Source organism: Paenibacillus sp. FSL L8-0708 (genome assembly GCF_038009325.1).
In the GTDB taxonomy this organism is placed as follows: domain Bacteria; phylum Bacillota; class Bacilli; order Paenibacillales; family Paenibacillaceae; genus Paenibacillus_AQ; species Paenibacillus_AQ odorifer.
The window spans coordinates 3,513,259-3,537,535 of the sequence record NZ_JBBPBC010000001.1 but is presented as its reverse complement, the minus strand read 5'-3'; the positions used below and the strand labels follow the sequence as shown (position 1 = coordinate 3,537,535).

At 42.1% G+C, this 24,277-nt stretch carries 25 protein-coding genes and 1 pseudogene; 3 read left to right on the top strand and 23 right to left on the bottom strand.

Translation table 11 applies throughout. The annotated features are described in order from the left end of the window. Nucleotides 1–46: 46 nt before the first annotated feature. The 11 genes and pseudogenes from NYE58_RS16925 to mraY form a co-directional block, all read right to left on the bottom strand. Nucleotides 47–313 (bottom strand): PQ-loop domain-containing transporter, encoded by a 267-nt coding sequence (locus NYE58_RS16925; protein WP_076275723.1) that lies wholly within the window; start codon nt 311–313, stop codon nt 47–49. Between the two features lie 80 nt (nt 314–393). Continuing rightward, nucleotides 394–1,383 (bottom strand): ROK family protein, encoded by a 990-nt coding sequence (locus NYE58_RS16920; protein ID WP_341002421.1) that lies wholly within the window; start codon nt 1,381–1,383, stop codon nt 394–396. Nucleotides 1,384–1,419: 36 nt separating this feature from the next. Next, nucleotides 1,420–2,919, bottom strand: coding sequence for a MocR-like pyridoxine biosynthesis transcription factor PdxR (pdxR, locus tag NYE58_RS16915; protein ID WP_341002419.1), 1,500 nt, complete (start codon nt 2,917–2,919; stop codon nt 1,420–1,422). A 31-nt stretch (nt 2,920–2,950) separates the two neighbouring features. Beyond that, nucleotides 2,951–3,262 (bottom strand): AzlD domain-containing protein, encoded by a 312-nt coding sequence (locus NYE58_RS16910; RefSeq protein WP_036686713.1) that lies wholly within the window; start codon nt 3,260–3,262, stop codon nt 2,951–2,953. Next, nucleotides 3,259–3,975 (bottom strand): AzlC family ABC transporter permease, encoded by a 717-nt coding sequence (locus NYE58_RS16905; RefSeq protein WP_076309345.1) that lies wholly within the window; start codon nt 3,973–3,975, stop codon nt 3,259–3,261. Before NYE58_RS16905 ends, NYE58_RS16910 begins: the two co-directional genes overlap by 4 nt. A gap of 148 nt (nt 3,976–4,123) precedes the next feature. Continuing rightward, a complete protein-coding gene (locus NYE58_RS16900) occupies nt 4,124–5,227 on the bottom strand; it encodes a PRK06851 family protein (RefSeq protein ID WP_341002418.1) in 1,104 nt (367 codons plus the stop codon). 109 nt (nt 5,228–5,336) lie between these two features. Next, nucleotides 5,337–5,774 carry an NUDIX hydrolase gene (locus NYE58_RS16895; protein ID WP_076218042.1) on the bottom strand — a complete coding sequence of 146 codons (438 nt, stop codon included), beginning with the start codon at nt 5,772–5,774 and terminating at the stop codon, nt 5,337–5,339. A 67-nt stretch (nt 5,775–5,841) separates the two neighbouring features. Continuing rightward, nucleotides 5,842–6,462: a thermonuclease family protein gene (locus NYE58_RS16890; protein ID WP_341002417.1), complete on the bottom strand. Its 621-nt coding sequence runs from the start codon at nt 6,460–6,462 to the stop codon at nt 5,842–5,844. A 152-nt stretch (nt 6,463–6,614) separates the two neighbouring features. Beyond that, nucleotides 6,615–7,786: pseudogene (locus tag NYE58_RS16885) on the bottom strand (MFS transporter). Between the two features lie 82 nt (nt 7,787–7,868). Then, nucleotides 7,869–8,180 (bottom strand): ArsR/SmtB family transcription factor, encoded by a 312-nt coding sequence (locus NYE58_RS16880; RefSeq protein WP_076183917.1) that lies wholly within the window; start codon nt 8,178–8,180, stop codon nt 7,869–7,871. 106 nt (nt 8,181–8,286) lie between these two features. After that, the gene (gene mraY, locus NYE58_RS16875; RefSeq protein ID WP_076279012.1) at nt 8,287–9,240 is read right to left on the bottom strand and encodes a phospho-N-acetylmuramoyl-pentapeptide-transferase; all 954 of its coding nucleotides are present in this window, start codon (nt 9,238–9,240) and stop codon (nt 8,287–8,289) included. A gap of 295 nt (nt 9,241–9,535) precedes the next feature. Here mraY and NYE58_RS16870 point away from each other — a divergent pair, with 295 nt between their 5' ends. Together NYE58_RS16870 and NYE58_RS16865 are read left to right on the top strand one after the other, a co-directional pair. Next, nucleotides 9,536–10,156, top strand: coding sequence for a TetR/AcrR family transcriptional regulator (locus tag NYE58_RS16870; protein ID WP_340012527.1), 621 nt, complete (start codon nt 9,536–9,538; stop codon nt 10,154–10,156). A gap of 47 nt (nt 10,157–10,203) precedes the next feature. Continuing rightward, entirely contained in the window at nt 10,204–12,507 is a 2,304-nt protein-coding gene (locus NYE58_RS16865; RefSeq protein ID WP_341002416.1) for an MMPL family transporter, read from the top strand. 112 nt (nt 12,508–12,619) lie between these two features. Here NYE58_RS16865 and NYE58_RS16860 read toward each other — a convergent pair whose 3' ends face one another. From NYE58_RS16860 to NYE58_RS16835, 6 genes are all read right to left on the bottom strand, one after another. Then, nucleotides 12,620–13,753, bottom strand: a complete 1,134-nt coding sequence (locus NYE58_RS16860) for a GNAT family N-acetyltransferase (protein WP_341002415.1) — start codon at nt 13,751–13,753, stop codon at nt 12,620–12,622. Nucleotides 13,754–13,789: 36 nt separating this feature from the next. Then, entirely contained in the window at nt 13,790–14,419 is a 630-nt protein-coding gene (locus tag NYE58_RS16855; protein WP_076275731.1) for a hypothetical protein, read from the bottom strand. Nucleotides 14,420–14,533: 114 nt separating this feature from the next. Beyond that, nucleotides 14,534–15,319, bottom strand: coding sequence for an ABC transporter permease (locus NYE58_RS16850; RefSeq protein ID WP_036686696.1), 786 nt, complete (start codon nt 15,317–15,319; stop codon nt 14,534–14,536). Between the two features lie 6 nt (nt 15,320–15,325). After that, nucleotides 15,326–16,075, bottom strand: coding sequence for an ABC transporter permease (locus NYE58_RS16845; RefSeq protein ID WP_051491475.1), 750 nt, complete (start codon nt 16,073–16,075; stop codon nt 15,326–15,328). Nucleotides 16,076–16,202: 127 nt separating this feature from the next. Continuing rightward, on the bottom strand, nt 16,203–17,258 hold the full coding sequence (locus tag NYE58_RS16840; protein WP_076126169.1) for an ABC transporter ATP-binding protein: 1,056 nt from the start codon (nt 17,256–17,258) through the stop codon (nt 16,203–16,205). A 78-nt stretch (nt 17,259–17,336) separates the two neighbouring features. Continuing rightward, the gene (locus tag NYE58_RS16835; RefSeq protein ID WP_341002414.1) at nt 17,337–18,119 is read right to left on the bottom strand and encodes a GTP cyclohydrolase II; all 783 of its coding nucleotides are present in this window, start codon (nt 18,117–18,119) and stop codon (nt 17,337–17,339) included. Nucleotides 18,120–18,313: 194 nt separating this feature from the next. On the opposite strand from NYE58_RS16835, the gene NYE58_RS16830 reads away from it, so the two are divergent. Continuing rightward, the gene (locus NYE58_RS16830; protein WP_036686688.1) at nt 18,314–18,640 is read left to right on the top strand and encodes a winged helix-turn-helix transcriptional regulator; all 327 of its coding nucleotides are present in this window, start codon (nt 18,314–18,316) and stop codon (nt 18,638–18,640) included. A gap of 77 nt (nt 18,641–18,717) precedes the next feature. Here NYE58_RS16830 and NYE58_RS16825 read toward each other — a convergent pair whose 3' ends face one another. From NYE58_RS16825 to nagE, 6 genes are all read right to left on the bottom strand, one after another. After that, on the bottom strand, nt 18,718–19,602 hold the full coding sequence (locus tag NYE58_RS16825; protein WP_076183784.1) for an ABC transporter permease: 885 nt from the start codon (nt 19,600–19,602) through the stop codon (nt 18,718–18,720). After that, the gene (locus NYE58_RS16820; RefSeq protein WP_076126163.1) at nt 19,599–20,591 is read right to left on the bottom strand and encodes an ABC transporter ATP-binding protein; all 993 of its coding nucleotides are present in this window, start codon (nt 20,589–20,591) and stop codon (nt 19,599–19,601) included. The genes NYE58_RS16825 and NYE58_RS16820 overlap by 4 nt, the downstream gene beginning before the upstream one ends. Then, a complete protein-coding gene (locus tag NYE58_RS16815; RefSeq protein ID WP_341002413.1) occupies nt 20,591–21,676 on the bottom strand; it encodes a DUF4179 domain-containing protein in 1,086 nt (361 codons plus the stop codon). The genes NYE58_RS16820 and NYE58_RS16815 overlap by 1 nt, the downstream gene beginning before the upstream one ends. Before the next feature lie 46 nt (nt 21,677–21,722). Next, nucleotides 21,723–22,241: a sigma-70 family RNA polymerase sigma factor gene (locus NYE58_RS16810; RefSeq protein WP_076135192.1), complete on the bottom strand. Its 519-nt coding sequence runs from the start codon at nt 22,239–22,241 to the stop codon at nt 21,723–21,725. A 119-nt stretch (nt 22,242–22,360) separates the two neighbouring features. After that, on the bottom strand, nt 22,361–22,678 hold the full coding sequence (locus NYE58_RS16805) for a hypothetical protein (protein WP_036686678.1): 318 nt from the start codon (nt 22,676–22,678) through the stop codon (nt 22,361–22,363). 143 nt (nt 22,679–22,821) lie between these two features. Further along, a complete protein-coding gene (gene nagE, locus NYE58_RS16800; RefSeq protein WP_036686675.1) occupies nt 22,822–24,276 on the bottom strand; it encodes an N-acetylglucosamine-specific PTS transporter subunit IIBC in 1,455 nt (484 codons plus the stop codon). Between the last annotated feature and the right edge of the window lies 1 nt (nt 24,277).

Below are 24,277 nucleotides of genomic sequence, written 5' to 3'. Positions count from 1 at the left end.
AACCTCCTGCGTTAACTATCCAGTTTAAATTAATAAGCTTCATTCATTATCTTGTTCGATATTTAATCACTAGAATAATAACCAGCAATACAACACATAAAGACATCGTATTCGTAATCAAAAAAGCTAATCCAACCCCCGTAACCGCCAAACTGATCGCATAAGCTTCCATTAAACTAATCCCGAGCAGCATAAGTAAATACGATTTGAGATTTAAATCGGCTACGGATTTTGATTTGAGGATTTGAACAATCTGCGGGATCCATCCCAAAGAAAGAATCACTCCACCTATTAATTGCATGATTGCAAACATAAGAGCACCTCCACGGTTTTATACAGTTGTATTCCGGGTGGCTTGATCTGGTTCCATTTGATGTAAAAAATCAAATAACACTAAGCAAAGTATAATTTTCCTGCATCTTGCAGTTTACTATACGCATAAGAGGCCGCACCTATAGTTCCTGCTCGACTCCCAAGCTCTGCTTGAACAATTTTACACTTACTGCTTGATAGCTTCAATGCATGATGATGCACAGTGTCTCTTACAGGTTGGAGCAATTTATCTCCCGCCGCTGCCATTCCCCCACCTACAATAATAAGATCCGGGTTGAGGATATTCACAACATTCGCTAATCCAAATCCAAGTATAGTTCCAGTCTCCTGCATTACTTCCATAGAGAGAGCGTCTCCAAGTTCGTAAGCTTCAGATATCATTAACGCGGTAATTTGCTCATCTTGATCCTTAGTCCAAGTCTGAATAATACTTGTTCTTCCTTCTTTCAGCTTCTCTTTAAAAGTATTCACCATGCCAATCGCGGACACATATCGCCCCAAACAACCGGAGCTTCCACATTTGCAGGGACGCCCGTTCCTGTACATATTCATATGCCCAATTTCACCAGCGCTATACGAAGTACCGTAGATCACTTTTCCGTCGTTCACAATACCCGACCCTAATCCCGTTCCCAAGGTAATCAGAACCAGATTGTTATACCCTCTTCCTGCACCTTGTTGCCATTCACCATAAAGATTAACCCTAACATCATTATCAATAAAAGTAGGAAAGTCATAGAATTTTTTCATCTCATCTACAACATGTACATGCTCCCATTCCGGAAAATTCGGTGAGAAAAAAGAAATTCCCGTTACTGGATCAAGTAATCCTGGCACTCCGATTCCCATTCCTTCTACCAAATCTAATGGAATATTCGCTTCATCCGTGATTAAACGTACTGCTTCTCTAATCCGTCCCAACACATGGGCCGGACCTTTAGCAGCCACTGTTGGTATAGATCTTTCTTTTACAGCCATAAAATCAGTATCGTAAATCCCTGCTTTAATATTGGTTCCGCCAAGATCAATCCCTAACATATACCGTTTCATAAAAACCTCCAGAATTAGATATTCTATCGCTTTCGATTAAGTTCTAGTACTAACTGCCGCTTCCGTTTCAGCTAACATCAAGCGGTTCACACCCATCTTAATCTGATTCTCGGTGAGATTGGAATAACCAAGTAGAAAGACAGGACCTTGAGGTTTAATGCCCACAAAATAAGAAGACGCAGGATAAACCCGAACTCCATATCGTAACGCCAATTCAGCTATACGATGCTCTTCGGCATTGGATTCCAGCTCAATTAATAAATGAAGACCCGCCTCTTCCCCATAATAGCGGACACGACTGCCAAATTCAGCATCCAAACTTTTTACTAGACAAGCCCTGCGGGCAGCATAAAGTTTCCCCATCTGCGTAACATGCCTTGCATAATGTCCATTCTGAATAAATTCCGCCAACGCTTCCTGATCCAAAGCAGAAGACATGCGATCTGTTATCCATTTGACCGCCAAAAAAGGTTGAATCAAAGTCGGAGGCAATACAACATAACCTATGCGCAGAGAAGGAAATAACACTTTACTAAAACTGCCTACATAAATTACTCTACCCTCAACATCTAGTCCAGCAAGTGATGATAGCTTCGGACCCTCGTACCTGTATTCACTGTCATAATCATCTTCAATAATAAAAGCTTGATTGGCTTTGGCCCATTCCAGTAACTGCACTCTTCGTTTCATCGACAGGGTCACCCCGAAAGGAAACTGATGCGAAGGAGTGACATAAGCTAGTTTTGGTTTTTTATGAGGATCTTCTTTGATGGTATCACAGCTTGCTTGGAGCTCATCTACACAGATACCCTCTAGGTCAACTCTGATGGGTGTAACCACCGCTCCAGCGAACGAAAAAATCTCCCGCACAACGTTATGTGATGGATCTTCAACAATAACATGATCACCTTTTGAAACAAAAATTCTCGATAATATATCCAATGCCTGCGTTGCCCCGGATGTAATCACAATTTGCTCCGGAACCACGGGCATCGAACGTGTGGACCGTAATAAACGTGCAATCTCTTGGCGTAGTCCCAAAGAGCCCTCGACCGGGCCGTAACCCAAAGTATCAGGAGATGCACGACGACAGGCATTCATTAATGCTTTTTGCCACTGATCCATTGGAAAAGCGTCCCATGCAGGTACACCGTGCCGAAAATTACATAATACTGTGTACAAGTCGTTTTCTATAATAGAAGAAGGATTGAGTGTAAGGAAATCAGGACCTTTCGTTATAAAATTGTAAGGGTTCTCAGAATCCTGGGGGTCTTTCTCCTCCACCGGCAGCCCCGCTATATAGGTTCCTGCCCCTTTTCTCATCTCCAGATAACCCTCTGCTTGAAGTAGCTCGTAGGATTGAAGAATTACACTTCTGGATACTTCCAGTTGATTGGCCAAAGTCCTTGATGGAGGCAGTGAATCCCCCCCACTTAAAGCTCCTGAATGGATAGCATTACGAACCTGCTCATAAATTTGACGGCTTAATGGAATAGGTCTTTGTTTATCGAGAGTAATCAGCAATTCATGCTTCATAAGATTTCCTACCCTTCTAATCCGGGTTTTCTTAATGGTTCATAGTAAGGATTTTTACAATTAGTGCTGCAGAAACAGCGCCTAAGATCACGAGTAACAGCGGTATTTTCCTAATTAATACCAGTATAACAGCGACTATACCCGAAGCGATACCTACAAGATTGTCATCTGCGTCCACCTGAAATATCCCAGGAACCGTTAAAGCACTAAGAACCGCGATAGGCAAATATTCCAACAAAGCTTGGACTTTGGAAGAGCCATTCGTATGCTTTGTCAGCAGCAAAGGTACAAAACGAAATGAAAATGTAAGGATTGCCATCCCGATAATGATCAGAATAGTCATACGGATACCTCCTTTTCTACTTCAGCTTGCTCTCGAAATAAGGAGCCTACTGCCATACCCATTAACATAGCTGCAAGTATCGAGGAGTTTCCAAGTACGGGATGTAGGAGCCATGAAGAACCCGCCGCTGCTAAACATATGGCCAAATTCCGAATGCTTCCCTTTAGTTGTGGCACTATTAGTGCTATCAGTAAGGCATATAATGAGGTGTTCAAAGCAGGTAAGTATACAGCCGGAATGTAGGATGCCAGCGATATTCCCGCAGCTGTTGCCAGTAAATTTGCTATATACGGAGGAATTTGTAGACCCAGCAAATATGGAAGAGTTATATTTTCTTTTGAATGATTGCGGGGGATCATACTAACAGCGTACACTTCTTCTGTTAAACTGAACCCAATCCAGACTTTGGCCAGCGGATTGATTGTACGGTCAAGCTGACTCCCAAAAGATAGGCTAATAAACAAATATCTTAAATTAATGATCAACGTAAGCAGCAGGATCATTGGAGCGGCGGCCCCAGCTGCAAGCATTTTCACGCCAATAAATTGGCTGGCTCCCGCAAATACGAGCGCTGACAATAAGAACACTTCCAGACTCCCCAGGCCTAACCCCTTACCGACCAATCCAAACGTAAAACAAGCAGGAATAAATCCTGCAACAATAGCTACAGAATCCTTAAGACCCGTTCTAAACATCACTTTCTGATCACTCATAAGTTTCTCTCTCCCTTATCGTTGTCCCTAGAGAGAGCATACTTGGATACAATTCTTGTGGGAATAACCGCATGGGTGCGTATGTACCATACCAATTTCTTGACATAGAAAAAAGACCGCCCGCTAAGAGAGCGATCTTTAATGAAGGTTAAACCTCCTGAGGACTTTCCACAATCCCGCTGATTTCTTGTTGAATTTGGGATTTAATCTGATCTATATGGTCAAAATCTGTAGCTGCGGCATAGATTGTCTTTAACTCATCCAAAAATACTTTGGCATCTGTCAGATGTTGAATGGATTGTTTCATGGTGCTGGAATATCGCTCTTTAATACTTGCGATGGCTTCGGCAAAAGCTTCATCCGTACCTGGCTGAATGCACCGTGAATACATATCAACAATCTCGTCGGTAGCACGATCAGGGAAATACTCATGCGGAGCTGTGCTGTCAAAAATAGCAAACCCAAGCTCGCGTACGATAATCATATCAAGGCTGTTCGGATCGAAACCACAGTGGTAAATCTCAACATCGACACCACGTTTTATTCCTTCAGCCGCTAATTTTTTTAAAAGTGTAGATTTACCGGAACCCGCGCGACCTTTTACAAGATATCTTTTTAGCCCTGCGGTTAAATTAGGTACAAAATCCACTGCACCCTTAGGCGTAGCTGCACCTAAAAAACGGTGATCCACCCGGCTTACTTTTTCGAAGTTCTGATCACCATACAGAAGTTGAATATACTCCTGAGTCAGCTCATCAGCGGCTTGGAAATTCATTGTCGCAATATAAATCGCTTCCCATTCGTCATGAATGCGGAGTGCTTCAGCAAAGCCTGAATAAGCGAGTTCATGCTCTTCCGTGTACTGATCAACTAAGCTGTCGATCTCAACACAACGCTGGCTTAACTGGAGCGTATCGACGGCCTGCTCCAAATTCACATGTATGATGGCCTCTTCAGGCAATTCTGGCTTAATGACCCGTGGAGCCGTACCATCTATAATTCCTACTTTTAATTCAGGAATAACCACTCCGTCGAGTGAATCATTATCTGACGCTGCGTGAATTAACCAGATCTCATAACCTTGTTGAGCCAGAAGATCTCCGATTTCTCGAATGATTCTAGTTTTCCCCGTACCGGGGCCTCCTTTTAAAACAAACAAACGTGTTAAACCTTGCAATGACGACTCATAGAGGTTAGAGAAGCCGTGAGCTGTGTTGCCGCCAGCAAAGAAATTCAGGATTGTTCCGTCCATAATCGCACACCTTTCCGGGCTGATGTCATGTTTCATTGTTCATCTTATTAATGTACCCAAGGAAAGGTGACGCTTTGAGTGAGATGTGGTTTCGTTAGATAATTCAGTTTCAAACAAAACGATCCAAAAACCTCTTAATGACGGGAACATCTGGAGGAGACAGCTCGCTTGGCAATTCTGCATAATTAAAAAAACGCAATTCTTGCACTTCAATTCCATCTACTTTTAGCGCCCCATCAAAGTCTGTGCATAGATATGCAGCCACAACATTATATACTTCATCCCCGTGCGGGTATTTATAATAAAGATCTTTTCCAGAGAACATGTCGAACAATTCAAGACCTTTGGCTGTTAAGCCCGTTTCCTCAAAAAGCTCCCTCTTAGCGACCTCTTCTAAAGTCTCCCCAAGCTCCATCGAGCCACCTGGCAAACCCCAGCATCCGTTGTCCGTTCTACGTTGTAATAATAATTGATGATTGCTGCACAATAAAACACAGGCTCCTGCCATTATAAGGGGTCTGGTACCTACCAGCTTTCTTAACTCCATAATATAATCGCTCAAAAAACTACATCCTTTCTTCTAATAGGCTCAAATATCCTAAGCTAATTAAAGTTTATTTCTTTTTCTGCACATGAAAACCATTGTCTTGCGCGTAATTTTCAATGCTCCAAATACCTATTCCCCGCTCTCGCGCCTTATCCTGAATCGCTCTAAATTGATCTACGTATTTTGTATTAGGTGCAAATACATAGGCTACACGTGCATAACCCTGCTCTAGCAGAATCTCATTGAACATTTTCCCATCTATATAGAGGTAACAAAGTAGGCGGCCATATTTGTCCCGCTCCGATACATCAAGTTCAATTTGTACATCTTTATCCGTAAGCATCTTTTTGGCGAAATCAGAAGCTTCTAGCGAAAAGGGCTGTGGTTCGGGGATGTTCGGATTCACTGACTCTGGAGTATCAACCAGCAATAAACGAATGGTTTCCTTTTTGCCGCCTATAGTCAGCTTCATGGTGTCACCATCGACTACTCGTGTTACCTTTGCATCTATTAAACGTTTGTTGTCCTCTGTTGTATTGTCTGGCGCAGAATCTAATCCAGAACTGGAATCAGCCGTAATCGTTGGAACTGGCTCTAAAGTAATCTGCTCGGCTAAGTTGCAGGCAGTTGTTGTTCCAAGTAAGAGTGTGATAGCTAAAAAGCTTTTTACTAGATAAATCTTATTCATTGTTAACCTCTTTCTTATACACGTATGTAATTTCATGGGGTCTATTAAAAATAAATTAAAAAACTTAAAAACACAAGACTGTACTACTAATCATAGAAAACAGCGACAGCCATGTAACAGAAAAAAGATACTTGGCTATCGCTGTTTCGCCTTTACTCTACTTCCACCACGTTTAATTTGGAAATCTTTATTTTGATTATGATCGATAAGAAAGCAAGCAGGGAAAACATAATTCCGATCCAGATGAGTCGATGTATTCCTGCATGAGAAATAAACCAACCACCGATAGCAGTCCCTATTGTAATTCCAAGGTTGGAAAATGAGATAAACAAGCTGTTACCGAATTCGGGAGCTTCTTTCGCTTCGGTCGTTAACCATGCTTGACTGACAATCAGTCCGCCGGAATGCACTGCCCCCCAAATGATTATGATAACAACCATCGGAAGGAAATAAGAACCTAGATAATATACGAGAATAAGTAAGTTACCGCATATAACAATGGAAACATGATAACGGTCTTTGTAATGCCTTTATGCAAAAGGCTTCCAAATAAAAAATTCCCAAAAATCATGATTATCCCAAAGGTCATCAACATGATACTAATCCCTGACCCGTTCATATGTGTTACCTGCCCAAGATATTCAGCAAAGTAACTGTACACAGAAAACATAGCTGCAAAGATAAAAATAACTGCCACAATATTTAACCACAATAGGGGTTTGCGTAAAATACCAAGTTGTTTACCATATGACATTTTTTCTTTAACTGGCATGGAAGGAAGCCAAGCTAGTATTCCTAAAAAGGCAATTATACTTACGACAGCTCCAAACAGAAAAGCGACTTCTAACGAAATTTTGTCCGCGAGATAAGAAGTCAAAGGCACACCAAAAGCAAACCCGACCGTTATTCCGGCGAAAACCTTTGTAACTGCTTTGGTGCTCTTTTCCGGAGGAACAAGTTGGGCAGCGGTAACAAGTGCAACTGAAAAAAACACGGGATGAAAAATAGCAGGGATAATACGGAAAATCAGCATTACTTCAAACATGGTCGTATACGCATAAACAATATTTGAAATTGCAAAAATAAGTACAGCAGTTAATAGAATTACTTTACGATTAATTCCAGAAGCCAATAAGGTCAGAAATGGACCTGAAATAGCAACAACTAAAGCAAATATACTTACAAGCCATCCAGACTGAGAAGTTGATATATTAAATTTTTGAGTTACCTGTGGCAGAACACCTATAATCCCCATTTCCGTTGTAATAATGCCAAATACGCCTAAAGCCAAAATAATAATAAGCAAAGGGTTAACCTTTTTCATTTTAAAATAATCCTCCATTTATATTTACATATTTAGATTTGTAGATATGTATTACCAAAAAAAAAGCCCTTCCTCCTTTCTTCTATAGTTTCTCTTTAATATACTCGGAAAACTCTTGAATTGTCTTTTCGTTTCGACGATAATACGTCCACTTCCCAATTCGCTCAGATTCCAGCAAACCAGCTTTTTGCATAGTCAATAGATAGCTCGAAATAACCGACTGTGCAAGCCCCGCTTTAGCTTGGATATCTCCCACGCAAATCCCAATTTGAAAATTTAGGCCTTGTTGTAAATAAGGCTTTTCATCAAAAAATTCCTCGGGAGTTTTTAGCCACATCATAATTTGACTGCGAGTCTCGTTAGACAACGCTTTGAATATCAATAAAGGTTCCATGTGTTCCATTATATCTATTTTTATAGATTTGTAAATACAAAAGATGCCGATGTCTCGTTGTTGCAATAACATTATGTAGATTCATATTTCGTATCGAATTGTTCGTTTAGTGAATTAAATATTTCCATATCAACCAGCACAGCAGTACAGATACCCAAGAAATGAAACCGAAAATCATCACGATTTTGTTTTCACTCCATCCGTATTTTAAGCTGAAGTGGTAATGGATCGGAGCCATCCGGAATAGCCGCAGCTTCGTCCGTTTGTAGTACCAAACTTGTAAAATGACCGACAACTGCTCCGCAAAATAAACGAAAAACAAAATCGGAATCAAAAGCTCAACCTTTTCAATGACAGCCAGAACGGAAAGGGAGCCACCGATCGCGAGTGATCCAGTATCGCCCATAAACGCTCTTGCAGGATAAATATTGTAAAGCAAAAGCCCTAGCAGACAACCGATCATAACAAGTGAAAATGTCTGCACTTCAGGTTTGTCCGAAATCATAAAAAAGAAAAAATACGACGGTATGGCAACATTGATCAGTAGCCCATCGAGACCATCTGTAAAATTGATGGCATTCGCGGAGCCGACCACAAACAGCAAAATGATAGTCACATAAAGGTATAAAGGCAACTGCAGATTTTGGCCTTTAAATAACTCGATATTACTCGTCAGGCCGAACGAATGGAACAACACATATAATATAATTCCAGTAAAAAGAAATTGAAGCACTAGTTTTGAGCGGCCGCTGATGCCGGATGGGTTTTGCCAAAAAGCCTTTTTGAAATCATCCAAAAATCCGACTGAACTAAACAACAAAAACACAACGCATAAGAGTAACATTAGAGGCCCGGGTTGAAACTGCAGCGAAATCGCTATCCCGATAAGCAGGATCAACCCTGCCATTAGTGGTGTACCCCGTTTGGCCTGATGATCTGCTGGAAGCTCGGCACGAATCGGCTGCGTTAACCTCAGTCTATGCAGCGTCCAGATTAATAGAGGCGTAAACACCGCCACCAGAAGAAATGACAGGCCGGAAACAGCCAGAATTCCATACATATAACGAACTCCCCTCTTTGAAAAAGATCATTTATAATACTCACAAAATATTTCTAGAGTTAATGAGGTCGTCTGTAATTATGTACTCTTTTCATCTGTTGATAAAGAGAAATTATTCTATTTTTATTTCCTGTTTTCTGCTGTGAAACTGCTGGGAATTTTCTATAAGCAGATCCCAAAGTATAAACTTGCCCAATGAGAAAGTTTGCACATTAGGCAAGTTTGCATTAGTATATAGTCATTAATCCTAATCTTCACCACAATAACAGCCATATGGGAGGTGTATACATAAATTATGATTAAACAAACGTTGAGAGATTTCAAAAAAGAAGCCACTGAAAAAGCGCTAGCTGAAGCGGCATTCGAACTTGCACTTGAACATGGGTTGGACGGTTTTGTTGTTGAAGATATCGTGCAAAAAGCCGGCTACTCCAGAAGAACTTTCGCAAACTATTTCACATGCAAGGAAGAGGCAGTTGCGATGGGAGCAGTTACCGTACGGAACACGAATGAGTATGAAGAATTGCTCACCAAAATCCCTGAAAATGCCTCCCTGCTGGATACCTTATATCAACTAATTAAGATGCAACTTACATCTGAGCTTATAGGGAGGTTGCGTGAGCTTTCTTTACTTTCCCGAAAATTCCCAGCTCTCGAGCCCCATTATCTAAGAGCAATACATCTTACGCAAACTGGAGCACAAAAAACATTGTTGCACTTGTCAAATGGTAAGTATGACGAGGTCTATACTTATCTGCTTATAAATTCGGTTTACGGAACTGTACTTCCCTTAATTGACGGAAAACTTAATGTGCTGCTTCCGGGACAAACGACGAGCGACGATCCAAGTCCTCAAACTCTTACGTTCGATCAATTTTTGGAAACTATTTACGGATATTTACGCAACGGATTCTAATAGGCTAACAATCAGTTTTCATCATCGAGGGAGTGTAAAATAGATACATGTCAACATTATTATACAGAGTGGGAAAAACCGCTTATCGCAAACCTGGGTACTTCATTTTAGGTTGGATTTTAATTTTAGGAATTGTCATCTCTATGATCAGCATGAATGGTATTCATATCAGTTCAGAAATGAAGATTGAAGGCACAGAATCGCAAAAGATTTTGGATCAATTAGCAACAGAACTTCCGGCTGCATCTGGTGGACAAGGGAGTGTCGTGTTCAAAGCACCTGAAAATGAGCGATTGGATACGCCAGAACGTTTGGCAGCGATCACTAAAGGTGTTAATGAGGTTTACGGTATAAACAAAGTGATTAATCCTGCGGATTATGCAGCGGAAGCAAGTAGTTCAACTACTGAAGCAACTCAGGCTGCCAGTATGGATCAGTCTGCAGCAGCCACAGCACCCCTTTCCTATGGTCCTCTGATGGCAGATGGCGTTCCAGTACCTGGAGTTATTCTTTCCGCAGACGGTAGCATTGCATTGTTCCAATTCCAGTTTACTATTGAGCAATCTGCTATCTCTCAAGATATTTTTGATTCTGTAATTGATACCGTCATGAATGTCGAGAAAGATACCAACATCACTGTACTGCCGGGCGAGACACTCAAATCAGTATCTATCGGTGTAGGATCAGCTGAGATTGTCGGACTTGTCATTGCTGCAATTGTTTTGCTGGTGACGCTTGGCTCTGTCGTTGCAGCAGGTCTGCCCCTTATAACTGCACTGCTTGGAGTCGGCATCGGTGTAGGTGGAGCATTTTCTATTTCCAAATTCATTGAAATGCCTAGTGTCACTTCCGTCTTGGCGCTTATGATTGGATTAGCCGTCGGAATCGATTATGCTCTTTTCATTGTAAATCGCCAACGCCGGATGATTATTGATCAAGGATTAAGCGCACAAGAAGCTGCGGCTAGAGCAATTGGCACATCCGGCAGCGCCGTATTTTTCGCCGGTTTGACGGTTATTATTGCTCTCTGCGGTATGCTTGTAATCGGGCTTACTTTCTTATCTACGATGGCGTTAGTAGCAGCTGCTACCGTCCTTATCAACGTATTTGTTGCCTTAACCCTATTGCCGGCATTGCTCGGATTGGTGGGTGAACGCATCTGTTCGCCTAAAGCTCGCAAGAAAAACAAGGATTATCATACAACGGGTAACCGCGGTATAGCTGATAGATGGGTTAAATTCGTCATCAAGTATCGTTGGGTCACTATTGTTGCCATCGTCGTGGTACTTGGCGTAGCAGCAACCCCTATAGCCAAAATGGAAATGGGCATTCCCGGAGCTGCCTCAGCGAATTTGGATACGGTAGCAAGACAAAGTTATGATGCTATATCCGAGGGTTTTGGAGAGGGATTTAACGGACCGCTTATTTTGGTTGCAGAACCAAAGAATTCTTCCAATCCAGTCACTCCGGAGCTCCTAGGAAATCTTGTAAAAGAGCTCCAAGCTCAAAAGAATGTCGCGTTGGTCACTCCTCTGGGTATGACTAAGGATTTAGCTATCTTCAGTCTGATTCCAGAAACGGGTCCTAGCGATATAACAACCAAAAATCTGGTGAATGATTTACGGGCTACGGAATCTAGTATCGCTCAAAGTAATGATGTTAAACTCGGGGTTACCGGATTTACCGCTGTTAACATCGATATGTCGGCCAAACTGGCAGATGTATTTCCCATTTATGTAGGAATCATCATTCTCCTATCGCTCATTATTCTTCTGTTGGTATTTCGTTCGATTATCGTTCCTATCAAAGCTACGATCGGCTTTCTGCTTAGCATACTCGCTACCTTCGGGATCACCACAGCCGTGTTCCAATGGGGCTGGCTCCATTCTCTCTTTGGTTTCGACACCGGTGGCCCATTGCTAAGCTTTATGCCAATCATCGTTACGGGTATCCTATATGGGCTTGCGATGGACTATCAGGTTTTCCTTGTCAGTTCCATGCGTGAATCGTACGTTCATGGTCATGAGGGATCAGAGTCCGTTGTTCATGGATACAACCAGGTGAGTCGTGTCGTAGTAGGCGCTGCTATAATTATGATCTCCGTTTTTGCAGGGTTTATTTTTACGGATGATGTCATGATTAAACAAATCGGCTTTACACTGGCCGTAGGGATCTTAATCGATGCTTTCATTATTCGAATGGGATTAGTTCCTGCTGTAATGTCTATTTTCGGCAACAAAGCTTGGGCACTTCCAAAATGGCTCGACCGTATTCTGCCAAACCTGGATGTCGAAGGCGAGAAACTGATTGCTACACTCAATGCTAAAGACAAACCTAATTCCATGAAATAGATACAATAATAAACAGCCTGAGTCCTGTATTCCTAGGGGTTCAGGCTGTTTTGTTTCTGTGGCAGGGTTCACTTCCCGCGAAGAGCAGATGGGCAAGGCTCTGGAAATTATCTCATTGAAGATTAAGGATTAAAGCGGGGCGCACACCGTAACAAGCTAAGTTGACATGTCCGTAACTGCGAATACTGCTACGAGTACCTACAAAATACGCACGTGAGGAAATCGCAGGTTGAGTTCTCAGCCACCACCATGAGCAGCCAAACTCTTCATCCTTCTCAAGGATATAATCAGCTTTGACTTTTTTATCATACACATACAATTTACATCCATCGTTCTTTTTCTCTTTAGAAAATCCCGTTCCTACCGCCCTACGCTTCGCACGTAAAGTATCTTCTCCAAGTTTAAAGGTGAATTCATTCGCCTCCGAAACACTAAGCAGAAAAATCTTATCTTCCGTGTTTATACTTCCCTCTCCGTTATCTGTGCATTGTGTAGTCTTGATGAGTCTGTGCTCGGAGTCATTAAAAGCGGCATTATAAAACTCATCGTTCAACCACTTTCGCAAATCGGAGTCATGCCATGTAACGTCAACATATTCACCGTGATACCGCCTGCAATCCAAAATGTACTCGCTCAAAATGAACAGTTCTCTACCTGAATTTTGCAGCACCCGCCACTTTATCGGCATTTGGTCTGCTCCGTCCGCCATTTGCGGATAAGAGCCAAAAGTAATTATTTCGCCGGGTTTCGCCCGCTCATACATGGAAGCAAGATTATCATTTTCATTACAAATCATAATTATAAATTCTGTAGTTCCTTTAACGATTTCAGCTTCCCTGCTAAATCCTAGTTTTTCATACAAGCGTATCGCTCTATCGTTGAACTTCGCCACTGTCAGCCGCTTTGGTTTTTCCTCGCATCTCTCATTAATATAGTTAAGGACTGTTGTGAAAAATAGAGTCCCATTCCCCTGTCCGGTTAACTCAGGCTTCATTCCTAAACCCACATCTATAAAATCCTGAGAATATGTATATTTATCATTTGGAACCTGTGCCGGACTTCCTACACAGAAGAATCCGATCAATTGTTTATCTGCATCAAGTACAGAAAAAAATGCTTCCTCTAGCATTTCACTTATAGCTTCAGGAGTTAGTTCATTATTGTAAAAATCATAGGGTGGATCATATTGCCAGCTTAAAATATCCTTAGCAGCATCAGCATTCAGCTTTTCCACGTAAAGTTCCATTTCGCATCCCCCTTTGTTTTCAAAATCGATAAGTCCCTAAGAGTCTAGCTCTGCTAACTCCTGAAGGATTGTCTCTACATCACCATCAGGATTTAACGCTTTGATCATCTCTTTTGTAATGGCTGCCCCCTCATAAACTTGTGCAACAACCTCTAAAGGGAGTGTGAGTTCAAAATAACCTTCGGCAAATTCCACAAAATCCTCAGCTGTGCGGAAAATAGTCCCTAGCAAAAAGTCCGAACCATCTTCTACTCCCGCTGGAATCTCTACCTTCCCCTTCTGCCACGTCAAATCATTATTTTCACGCCAAAAACAAAAAGTAACATCATCCTTAGCTATCGCCTCATCTTCCAGTATAGACAATAGCGAGGTTGGGACCTCTTCATAGATTCCTGGCCAAACTTCATGTTCGTCACGCGCATATGGACTTACTTCGGACTCATGATCAAAACCTTTAATTATCGTTCCATGAGGTGTAAAAATAATAAACAAATTATCGCCTGAGCCGTTATCGATCGATGCTAGAGAAACATTCTTATCAAATTTAGAATCAAAACTATGATAGCGAAGCCAGTCCTCTGGACATAGGACAATATTTAGAGAAGCAAGTATTTTCATAAGTTTTTTTAAGTTTTCGGGTGCTGGTAAAATATCTAACACATTCATCTATGATTCCTCCCCATTGTAGATATAAATGATTTTAGCATATTCATGAATTCCGGGTGAAAAAAAAGACTACCCGAAGGTAGCCTTTCCAACTTAACAAAACACTAGCTTAACTTAAGACCCCGCACCTTTATATCTTCGTACGCCATAACTCCAGGCTAACAAACCAATCCCCAGGAATATAGCGCCTACTACAGGTGTCATCAGAGCAAGGCTGGTCATCTCCTCCCGCTGTAGAAAAAGCGCGGCTGGATACACTCCGACGAATGCAAATGGAATGATCCAAGTAAGCAATACCTGTATAGCACGATTGTAAATCGTTACCGGGTAACGGCCATAAGTCTGAATGTTGTACATTAACGGAAGAATGCCGGTAGGAGCATCCGAATAGAAAGACAATGAAGTCAACGTTGTGTAAATCCCCGTATAGATGGCGACCGCACTTAACGTTAGAATGATCAGAGCCGGTATCGTCCACCATTCAAAGGGAAGACCCAAATTGCTGCCACTGATGGCCATAATAATAATACCTATGAATGAGCCCATAAGTGCTGGTGGATCAACATTTTCCAAAAAAATCTGGAACAAATTATGAGCTGGGCGTGTCAAAATACGGTCCATCTCACCTTTAACGATGTAACGTTCACTAAATCCCCATAGATTCACAAAACAACTAAACACACCAAATGGCACCATAAAGAATCCATAAACGAACACTACTTCATTCTGATTCCAGCCGCCCAGGCTATCTGTGTGCATAAAAATTACGAGAATAAAGATAAAGTTGGTAGCTTGAAAAAGTAAGTCTGAAATGACCTCTACCCAAAAGTCAGCGCGATAGGTGAGCCGGCTCTTCATATAGTTTTTGATATATTCAATTAATAATCCCAGGTAATACATGTTTCCTCAACCTCCCTGCACGAAGAGACGCTGCCGCGCCGCATGATATAACCAGACAATTGGAATCAGCAATACCAGGAACCAAATAATTTGTATCCCTAATACATTCCATATTCCAACCCCTTGCACCCGTCCCGTAAACACTGAACCTGGCAAGTAGGTAATCGCCTGAAACGGCAGCACCTCAAGTACGGAAGATAACCAGTTAGGAAACAGACTGATCGGTACGATTAAGCCGGAGAATAAGTCTACAATCACCCGCTTCATTCGCATCATGCCTTCATTATTTTCCACGAAAAATGCCGAGAGCCCTGTAATGATATTGATCTGTGAATTAATTAAAAAGCTGAAAAAGAGCATCACCAGGAACCCTGCCCAAGCAGATGGCGCTGTTGGCAATTGAACCGGGAACAGCAGCATCGCTATGGCCATGCCGGGAATCATAAATAAGAGGAAGCGGAACATTCCCTCTCCAAGACCTTGCATCATTTTGACTAAAACATAGTTATAGGGCCTTATAAACTGGATAGCGATACTTCCATCACGGATATCCGTAGAAATCTCGCGGTCTAGGTTATTAAAATAAAAGGCTCGAGCCATCCACGACACAGCAACATATGATGTCATTTGCGTTGCAGTAAAGCCACCCAATGAATCCCCATTGCCATAGATGGCCATCCAAGTGAAATAGTTAACCCCAATATTCAGTGAATAGATAAGAATACCTGAGTAGTAGTTAATCCGATAAGCAAGCATGGTAAGGAAACGGATGCGTATAAAATCTAAGTAAGCCCCGAATAGTAATTTACGGCTATTCTCCTGAGGACCTTCAGAAGACGCGCCTCCTGAGGAGGAAGACATAGCCGTTGCAGGATTAAGCTTATCAGACATGTAAAGCCTCTCTTTCATCCTTCAGAGCGGCAGCCATTTCATCAGGCTTGTCTGCAGACCCGGATTGATAAATACTGCGAACAATATCGTCCGTATTGGTCTCTATGATTTTGATATCAGTAATATCTGCTTTTCCCACTACTCTGCCTAATACATCCGATACATTTAGCTCTAGCGGTATCCAGACAGACGCCCCTAAATCGTTCTCCGCAGACCAAGTAACAGGCAATCCCTCAGTCCATAACTCAAGTTGCTGACGTTTCGTAGCATTTCCAAATTGAAATTGAACCTCACGTCCGGTTCCCCAACGCTGCTTCAGGTCTTCCAGTCCTCCGTCATAAATGATACGGCCATCATCAAGCATTATCACTCGGGAGCAAAGCGCCTCAATATCTTGCAGGTCATGTGTAGTCAGCAGTATGGTTGTCCCATGCTCGCGGTTCATATCTTTTAGGAATTCACGGATCTCTGACTTCACCACAATATCTAAGCCAATGGTCGGTTCATCCAGAAATACAATCGATGGATTATGAAGCAATGCTGCCACTAATTCACAACGCATCCGCTGACCTAGACTAAGCTTACGAACCGGACGATTCAGCAGTTCTTGCAACTGCAGTCGTTCGACCAATTCATCCAGCCGTTTCTTGAAATCTTGTTCAGATACCCGGTAAACCTTGCGCAGGAGCTGGAACGACTCAATCACGCCAATGTCCCACCATAGCTGACTGCGTTGCCCGAATACCACACCGATATTTTTCACGAATTTCTCGCGCTCCAAATACGGAACATACCCACCTACTGTCAGGTTTCCGGAAGTCGGCACGAGAATACCTGTGAGCATTTTGATCGTGGTCGATTTCCCAGCACCGTTCTCGCCGATATATCCACAGATCTCACCTTCAGGAATGGAAAAGGAAATGTCCTTCACCGCAGTCACTTCCGTATATTCCCTTTTAAACAAATCAGCGAAGGCCCCTTTGAGACCCTCGCGGTTTTTTTGTACTTTGAATGTTTTGCGTAAGTCTTGTACTTGAATAGCAGTCATATTGTACCTCACTAAGCTTAGAGTTGGTTCCCAGTACCCCATTATAATAGAAGAAGCGCAAAAGCACTACTTCAATCTTTACTTAGCCAGTCTTTCATTTAGCGAATGGGTGTCCTTCACAGCTTCTAAATGCCCTGAGCGAGCAACTTTAGTCCGCAAATATTTCTCGTTAAAAGAAGATACATCTCCCCATAACGCTACTCTTTTCACGGCATTCATCCCTGCAGCCTTGAGCGCATCCAATTTCTTCGGATTATTCGTAATCAGCGTCACTGGTTTGTGACGTAAATTTTGCAGAACACTGATTGCCTCTTCGTAGTTTCTTGAATCATCAGCAAATCCCAACTCTAAATTAGCCTCAACTGTATCGTATCCTTCTTCCTGTAAAAGATACGCTAAAGATTTGCTGAACAGGCCAATGCCTCTTCCTTCATGATTCGCGAGATAAAATAATGCCCCAGAGCCATGCTCAACAATCATTTTCATGGATTGATGCAGCTGGAAGCCGCAATCGCAACGTTTACTGCCAAAAATATCGCCAGTATGGCAGATGCTATGCATCCGGATCAATGCATCCTCAGACCCTTCGAAATCGCCATATACCAACACACTGGATTGTTGTCCTTCTGCTAAGTTCATGGATGGCAAACGTGAAATTAAAGCTGCCGTTGCTTTACTGCTATCCTCTTGAAGAAGCTCTGCATCCGTTGTATTCAGCCAGTTGTACCATTTAAAAACAACGGTCTCGCCGTCTAAATTCACCGGTAACGTGATGGGTCCAACCAATATATTTGTGGAATTTGCTAAAGGAATTCGCGTGATTTTATTCTGTAAAATAGAAGTGATTTCTGGTTTAATCATAATTACACCTTCCTCATTGTTCATCAATGCTTAGATAGAGCTAAGCATAAGGATAAAATATTAGTTAAATTATAAGTAACTATTTGTAAGTAAGTTTATCATTGTAATATAACTTCGTCAAGTTATAATATATCTTTAAATATTTATAATTACTTTATGTAAGTTTATGATATAATGAATGTCGAGGTGATATTATGAATGATTTCAACATGTGTCCTCGCTTTGAAAAAGCGGTAGACTTGCTAAGTAAACGTTGGGTCGCGCTGATCGTTTTCGTGCTTATGCCAGGGCCACGCCGTTTTGGTGAAATTGAGAGCTGTCTGTCCAATCTCAGTGGCAAGGTGTTATCTGACCGATTGAAGGAAATGGAAACCGAAGGCATTATAGAGCGAACTGTATATCCTGAAATGCCAGTACGTATTGAGTACTCTCTGACTCCAAAAGGCACAGCGCTTGCTCCTATACTTGGTGAAATTGGAAACTGGTCTACCGAATGGATTGAGCTTGGTATTAAGAAATGATTCCCGCTACACAACATAAAGAGCCCTAATTGTCCCGATCATGAGACAAGAGGGCTCTTTTTGGATTAACACCCCCTTTATAAGTCTTTTCGCTCGAAGCGAAGTAGACCTATAACAAAAGCTAACAGGGTATATCCTATCGCATAAAAAATAAACATATTTGACGGAACCGTATTAAAATCCAGCAATCCATTCATGCTGCCGAACAATCCCATCATTCCACTCATTTCATTAGCGCTGAACAGGACGGCGGTCATTTTCCGCTGTAAACCATCCACTGGCATAAGCAGTGCCATCATTCCTGACAAATTATTTAATGTGTCAAGGACATCGGGTTCTAATCTCAGCGATCCTCCGATCTTATCAATCATCCCGCCTAACCAGCCTGCTCCATATAACATTGTCATAAAGACACCATTTCCCACTGCTGAGAAGAATCCAGAACCCAGCATAGAAATCGTAATTAGCAAAGGCACTACAGAGGAGAATAACAAAAATGATTTCAATAGGACTACGGCATCTCTAGGAACGGTGGCATGGATCTCAGTAATCCATAAAATAGAAATAAATAAAATCAGGGCATAACCGATCCCAAGCGTCACATATCCAAGCCAGCGACCTGTGTACCATTTCCACCGCGGCAGCGGTCTTGGCAGTAAAGCCTGCATAACCCCTTGTTCCGCTTCACCTGCAATAGCTGAGAAGGAACTGAAGATCGCCAAAAAGGCGAGTACAAACGCGCCAAAAAAGAATCCAAGTGATAATATAAAAGCACCATTTGTAAAATTAGCTAAGAGATGCTCGCCACTGCTAATATCTGTTCTGTTCGGTATTCCGCTTTGTCCGATCGTATTTGCCACAAACCAAAATCCTATAAGAAAGACAATGGTCATAAGCAATGTTAATACCATTACTCGTTTACGCAGCAATTCCTTCCAGGTCATTCCTATGATTATTCTCATTCGTGTTCACCTCTGTGACTTAGGCCGGATACAGCACTCATAAACCAGTCTTCCAGACGTTCTCGCTTCCGTGAGACTTCATATAAGGTCATGCCCTGTTCAATAATTAACGTGTTCAGCCAGCCTACTTGCTCCTCATTCTCCAATTCCGCTTCCAGCCAAACTGTGCTACTCTCCAATGTAGCTGGGAATGAAGCTCCTTTTTCAGATTGAGCTCCGATATCCGCTGAAACTTTGATCTGAAGTTCAGTACTATCCTGTAACCAAGACAACAAAATAGGCGTAAAACCGCCCACTTTAAAATGCCAGCTTGTTCGCTTATTTAAGATCTCAGATACTTTCCCATGCCGCAGTATAACTCCGTTATTCAGCAGTGCCATACGGTCGCAGATGAGTTCAACATCCTCCAGTAGATGAGAGTTAAGAAATATTGTAACTCCCTTCTCTTTTAGCCTCTGCAAAATATTCCGAACTTCCTGACGTCCAATCGGGTCTAGCGCCGATGAGGGCTCATCCAGAAAAACGATGGCCGGATTGTTTACAAGAGCGCAAGCAAGCCCTAATCTCTGCTGCATCCCTTTGGAATAATGTTTCACACGATCCCGTCCACGGTTTCCAATTCCAACTTCCGCTAGAAGCTCTGGAATTCTTTTGTCGGCTACAGATCGATCTACACGGCACAGCTTGGCATGCAGTCTTACTACTTCTTCCCCCGTAAGCCATTCTTGATAGCGATATAATTCCGGTAAATATCCGATTTGGGACTTGGCTTCAAGTGAACCGATCTTATGACCAAATAGAGTAGCACTACCATTCGATGGACGAATGAGACCTACCAACATTTTGACAAAGGTACTTTTCCCCGCACCATTAGGGCCGAGGAAGCCAAAGGCTTCCCCTTTCCCAACAGTAATCGTTACATCACGGCAACCACGTCCGTTATCATATTCTTTGGTCAAAGACTTCGCTTCTATTGCAGCAGCCGTCATTATTCAATCAACTCCCCTAGCTTCTCTAAGAATACAGCTTTATCTGTATACACGCTTCCTCCGTTGAAATCAAACAGTTGTCCGTTCTGTACCCAAACGGCCGAGTACACAATCCCTTGACTATATTCATTCTGATTCAGTAGAACCGTTGTATCTTTAATCTTTATTTGATCGGTATTCAGGCCTTTTACCAGTGGCAGAGGAATTTCACCCGATAAAATGCGGCTCTGCTTTAAGCTGGATTTCAGATAATCTGGCAGCAATGGAAAATCGATTATAGCTTCCAAAGCTTCATCAACCTTTATAGTTGGATCTACCGTAATTAAAGGAGTCTTCGTCTGTGTAAGATTAGCCCATTTATCATTATCAATCGAAAGATCATAATTCACGATCTCCGAAAGATCTAATTTAATTTCTTTCCCATCTATGGCTTCTGGAAGAAGCTGTTTTGCACCCAATCTTTTCATTGCTTTATTAACTGCTTCAATATTAAGCTTCAAGGTTATTTCTTGTGAATTGGTTATATATGCGCTCTTCACATTCTCGAGCAAAGTTCCGCTTGGAAGTGTAAAACCTAGAGTCTCTTCCACCTGATTTAGCGGAATAATCCCTTTATTTGAACCAAAGGAACTTGTAAACACACCAAATTTGTTCATAGCTTCATTCATGGATTGACTTTCATTTACCTGATAAAAAATATCCCGGATATCATTTTCATTCACAACTGTAACTTCTTCCATCCGAAATTGATTCAGCAGCGATGCCATAGCCGTATTTCCTACTGGAGTTCCAAGTATAACCGCAAAGATCGCGGCACCTGCCACTGCTACTCCCCATTTGCGCCGACGATTCATGCGAGGACGCTTGGATGGGCGATTAGCTGTTGGATTGTCATCCGTAGATTGAGGCTGGTCTATTTGTGGATCTGTTTTGTCATCATCTTTCATAACATCCACAGACAACTGCTGACTCCACACAGACCATTTGGGACTTGCAGGCTCAGACGCTAACTTGTTTTGCAATTTGGCCCAGGCTTCATCTGTATGTTGTTTATTATGATCTTGATTTAGCGGTTGTTTAGTCATTAGTAATCCCTCCTAAATAATTTGGAGCTTCGCTTATCTCGTTTTGTTATTCCGTCTGAGACAGTGATTTTGCTGCATTTTGTCTTAACCTCTGGGTCGCACGGTGCAGTAATGTCCCTACTACGGGAGGTCTTAGACCAAGCTCGCCTGCTATTTCCGCATAACTGTAACCAGAGTATCTAAGCAGAAGCGCTTGTCTATCCCTGTCAGGCAGCTCGTTCAACCATTCATGAACATCCTCCTGATCCAGCTTACTGATTAAGACTTCCTCTCCTGAAGGAGGTGATTCCCCCACTTCGTATAACTGTTCTTGTTTATTTTGCAGCCGCCGTTCCCTTGCTTTTTTGTCCAGATAATCATATCCAATACGAGTAAGGACTCTATGAAGCCAGGCACCCAGCGCTGCTGGATCATCTGGGGGGTTACGATACAATCTCAGAAAAACTTCTTGTGCCAAATCATCTGCTGCCGACTCATCACGAACCAAAGCGGTCAGCTTACGTCTGACAATAGGATAATGTTCATAGAATATTGCTTTAAAAATTTCAGATTCCGGAATTTCCATCTTGTAAATCCTCCTTATCAGCTGCAGCTATAAGTAAGACGACTATCAATGTATTTTTGTATCAAGATTACGTAAAAAAAGACAGCCCCTAAATTAATAAGGAAACTGTCTTCTAGTGTTTACCTAATTCTAATGTAACGATTAAGAATCTTTTTAGATAAAATACTCCGTTCCAGCCTAAGCTCCCAGAGCTGCTCTTTCCACTGAAACTGTTGCTCTGAATGTTCATTCTCCCGTAACTTCTCAAACAGCTTCATGATCATTATGTTAATGGCATCAAACCTTGACCAAAGTTCTATTACACTTTCTTCTTGTATCTGAGGACTTTCCGCTGCTGCACTAAGATTCTTTAAGCGCTCAATGATGTCAGCCTGCCACTGCCCATCTTTAATCGCCTTGGCGTAATTTAAAAGATCCAAATAATCATCGACTGACATGTGTACCGACTCCTTTGCTTACTTATACCAAGTATTATACTAGGCATTATCTATAAAGCAACCCTTTATCTCTGGACACAGCAAAAAAACAGGACTGGTGTAGGAACCAGCCCTGTTTAATGAATTTAACATGATCAATTTACTTATAACAGCTTTTGAATATCATCTTTAATTTGCTCTGATTTTGGACCAAATACGATCTGCACAGCCCCTTGACCCAGTCTCATAACACCGGAAGCTCCGAGCTGTTTCAATGCGGAATCTTTAACGGCTTTTTCGTCATTAACAATCAGACGAAGACGTGTGATACATGCATCGATATTGCGGATGTTTGATGGACCGCCGATGTTCTCAAGAATTTGAGCAGCTTTAGAAGACGATGAAGGCGTTCCATTACCTCCAGGTGGTGCTAACAGGCTTTCTTCATCATCATCTTCACGTCCAGGTGTTTTTAGCTTGAACAATGAGATAATAAAGCGGAATAGTACATAATACAAGACGAAGAATCCAAGACCCACAGGAATAAGTATCCATGCATTAGTAGACAGTTTCAGGTTTACAAGATAATCGATCAAACCTGCGGAGAAACCAAAACCAAGCTTGACATCTAAAATGTACATCAAGGCCATGGAGAATCCTGTTAATAAAGCATGAACTCCGTACAAGAGTGGTGCTACGAACATAAAGGAGAACTCAAGTGGTTCAGTGATCCCTGTTAAGAAAGAAGCAATGGCAGAACCGATGAAGATGGAAGCAACCATTTTACGTTTTTCCGGTTTAGCTGTATGAATAAATGCAAGTGCTGCCCCTGGAAGCGCAAACATCATAATTGGGAAGAATCCAGTCATAAACATCCCAGCAGTTTTATCTCCAGCGAAGAAGCGGTACAAGTCACCATGCACCAGTTCACCAGCTGCATTCGTAAAATCACCAATTTGGAACCAAGCAATCGTATTAAGCACGTGGTGAAGACCGAACGGAATCAGCAAGCGGTTAGCTGTACCGAAGATGAATGCTCCAACAGCCCCCAGTGACACAACCCAGTTCCCGAAGTCACTAATAACATCTTGTATCGGACTCCAGATCATACCCACAAATACAGCAAGAACCATCATAGAAGCTGCCGTAATGATTGGGACAAAACGTTTACCTGCAAAAAATCCGAGCCAATCAGGCATTTTTATATTGTGGTATCTCTTGTATAAGAACGCTGCCCAAGCACCGGCAAAAATACCACCAAGTACACCCATGTTCAATACAACATCATCATTGATGAAAGAGAATTGAAGCGGTACGATAAGCAGAATCTTAGTCAGTACCATATACGATATTACTGCTGACAAAGCTGCTACGGCGTCACCGGCAAATCCAATGGCAACCCCTACCGCGAAGATTAAGGCTAGGTTACCGAAGATCGCATTCGCTCCGGCGTTTAGAAATGGAGCAAAGTATTGATTCAGAAATCCACCAATGGTCGCTCCTAGCGGAATATCTTTTTCGTAGTTAAGCAAACCAAACCCTTGAAGAATAGCTGCCGCCGGCATGGTTGCAACAGGAAGCATTAACGACTTACCTAGTTTTTGTAGAAAAGCCAACATT

Coding starts and splice junctions, on each gene's coding strand:
- NYE58_RS16830 (WP_036686688.1), top strand. CDS start 18,314: ATGAATGATTTCAACATGTGTCCTCGCTTTGAAAAAGCGGTAGACTTG.
- nagE (WP_036686675.1), bottom strand. CDS start 24,276: ATGTTGGCTTTTCTACAAAAACTAGGTAAGTCGTTAATGCTTCCTGTT.
- NYE58_RS16820 (WP_076126163.1), bottom strand. CDS start 20,591: ATGACGGCTGCTGCAATAGAAGCGAAGTCTTTGACCAAAGAATATGAT.
- NYE58_RS16895 (WP_076218042.1), bottom strand. CDS start 5,774: ATGGAGTTAAGAAAGCTGGTAGGTACCAGACCCCTTATAATGGCAGGA.
- NYE58_RS16855 (WP_076275731.1), bottom strand. CDS start 14,419: ATGAATGTGTTAGATATTTTACCAGCACCCGAAAACTTAAAAAAACTT.
- NYE58_RS16925 (WP_076275723.1), bottom strand. CDS start 313: ATGTTTGCAATCATGCAATTAATAGGTGGAGTGATTCTTTCTTTGGGA.
- NYE58_RS16845 (WP_051491475.1), bottom strand. CDS start 16,075: ATGCTTGCTTATCGGATTAACTACTACTCAGGTATTCTTATCTATTCA.
- NYE58_RS16840 (WP_076126169.1), bottom strand. CDS start 17,258: ATGACTGCTATTCAAGTACAAGACTTACGCAAAACATTCAAAGTACAA.
- NYE58_RS16825 (WP_076183784.1), bottom strand. CDS start 19,602: ATGAGAATAATCATAGGAATGACCTGGAAGGAATTGCTGCGTAAACGA.
- NYE58_RS16860 (WP_341002415.1), bottom strand. CDS start 13,753: ATGGAACTTTACGTGGAAAAGCTGAATGCTGATGCTGCTAAGGATATT.
- NYE58_RS16850 (WP_036686696.1), bottom strand. CDS start 15,319: ATGTATTACCTGGGATTATTAATTGAATATATCAAAAACTATATGAAG.
- NYE58_RS16805 (WP_036686678.1), bottom strand. CDS start 22,678: ATGTCAGTCGATGATTATTTGGATCTTTTAAATTACGCCAAGGCGATT.
- pdxR (WP_341002419.1), bottom strand. CDS start 2,919: ATGAAGCATGAATTGCTGATTACTCTCGATAAACAAAGACCTATTCCA.
- NYE58_RS16865 (WP_341002416.1), top strand. CDS start 10,204: ATGTCAACATTATTATACAGAGTGGGAAAAACCGCTTATCGCAAACCT.
- mraY (WP_076279012.1), bottom strand. CDS start 9,240: ATGTATGGAATTCTGGCTGTTTCCGGCCTGTCATTTCTTCTGGTGGCG.
- NYE58_RS16835 (WP_341002414.1), bottom strand. CDS start 18,119: ATGATTAAACCAGAAATCACTTCTATTTTACAGAATAAAATCACGCGA.
- NYE58_RS16870 (WP_340012527.1), top strand. CDS start 9,536: ATGATTAAACAAACGTTGAGAGATTTCAAAAAAGAAGCCACTGAAAAA.
- NYE58_RS16910 (WP_036686713.1), bottom strand. CDS start 3,262: ATGACTATTCTGATCATTATCGGGATGGCAATCCTTACATTTTCATTT.
- NYE58_RS16810 (WP_076135192.1), bottom strand. CDS start 22,241: ATGGAAATTCCGGAATCTGAAATTTTTAAAGCAATATTCTATGAACAT.
- NYE58_RS16890 (WP_341002417.1), bottom strand. CDS start 6,462: ATGAATAAGATTTATCTAGTAAAAAGCTTTTTAGCTATCACACTCTTA.
- NYE58_RS16920 (WP_341002421.1), bottom strand. CDS start 1,383: ATGAAACGGTATATGTTAGGGATTGATCTTGGCGGAACCAATATTAAA.
- NYE58_RS16905 (WP_076309345.1), bottom strand. CDS start 3,975: ATGAGTGATCAGAAAGTGATGTTTAGAACGGGTCTTAAGGATTCTGTA.
- NYE58_RS16880 (WP_076183917.1), bottom strand. CDS start 8,180: ATGGAACCTTTATTGATATTCAAAGCGTTGTCTAACGAGACTCGCAGT.
- NYE58_RS16815 (WP_341002413.1), bottom strand. CDS start 21,676: ATGACTAAACAACCGCTAAATCAAGATCATAATAAACAACATACAGAT.
- NYE58_RS16900 (WP_341002418.1), bottom strand. CDS start 5,227: ATGGACGGAACAATCCTGAATTTCTTTGCTGGCGGCAACACAGCTCAC.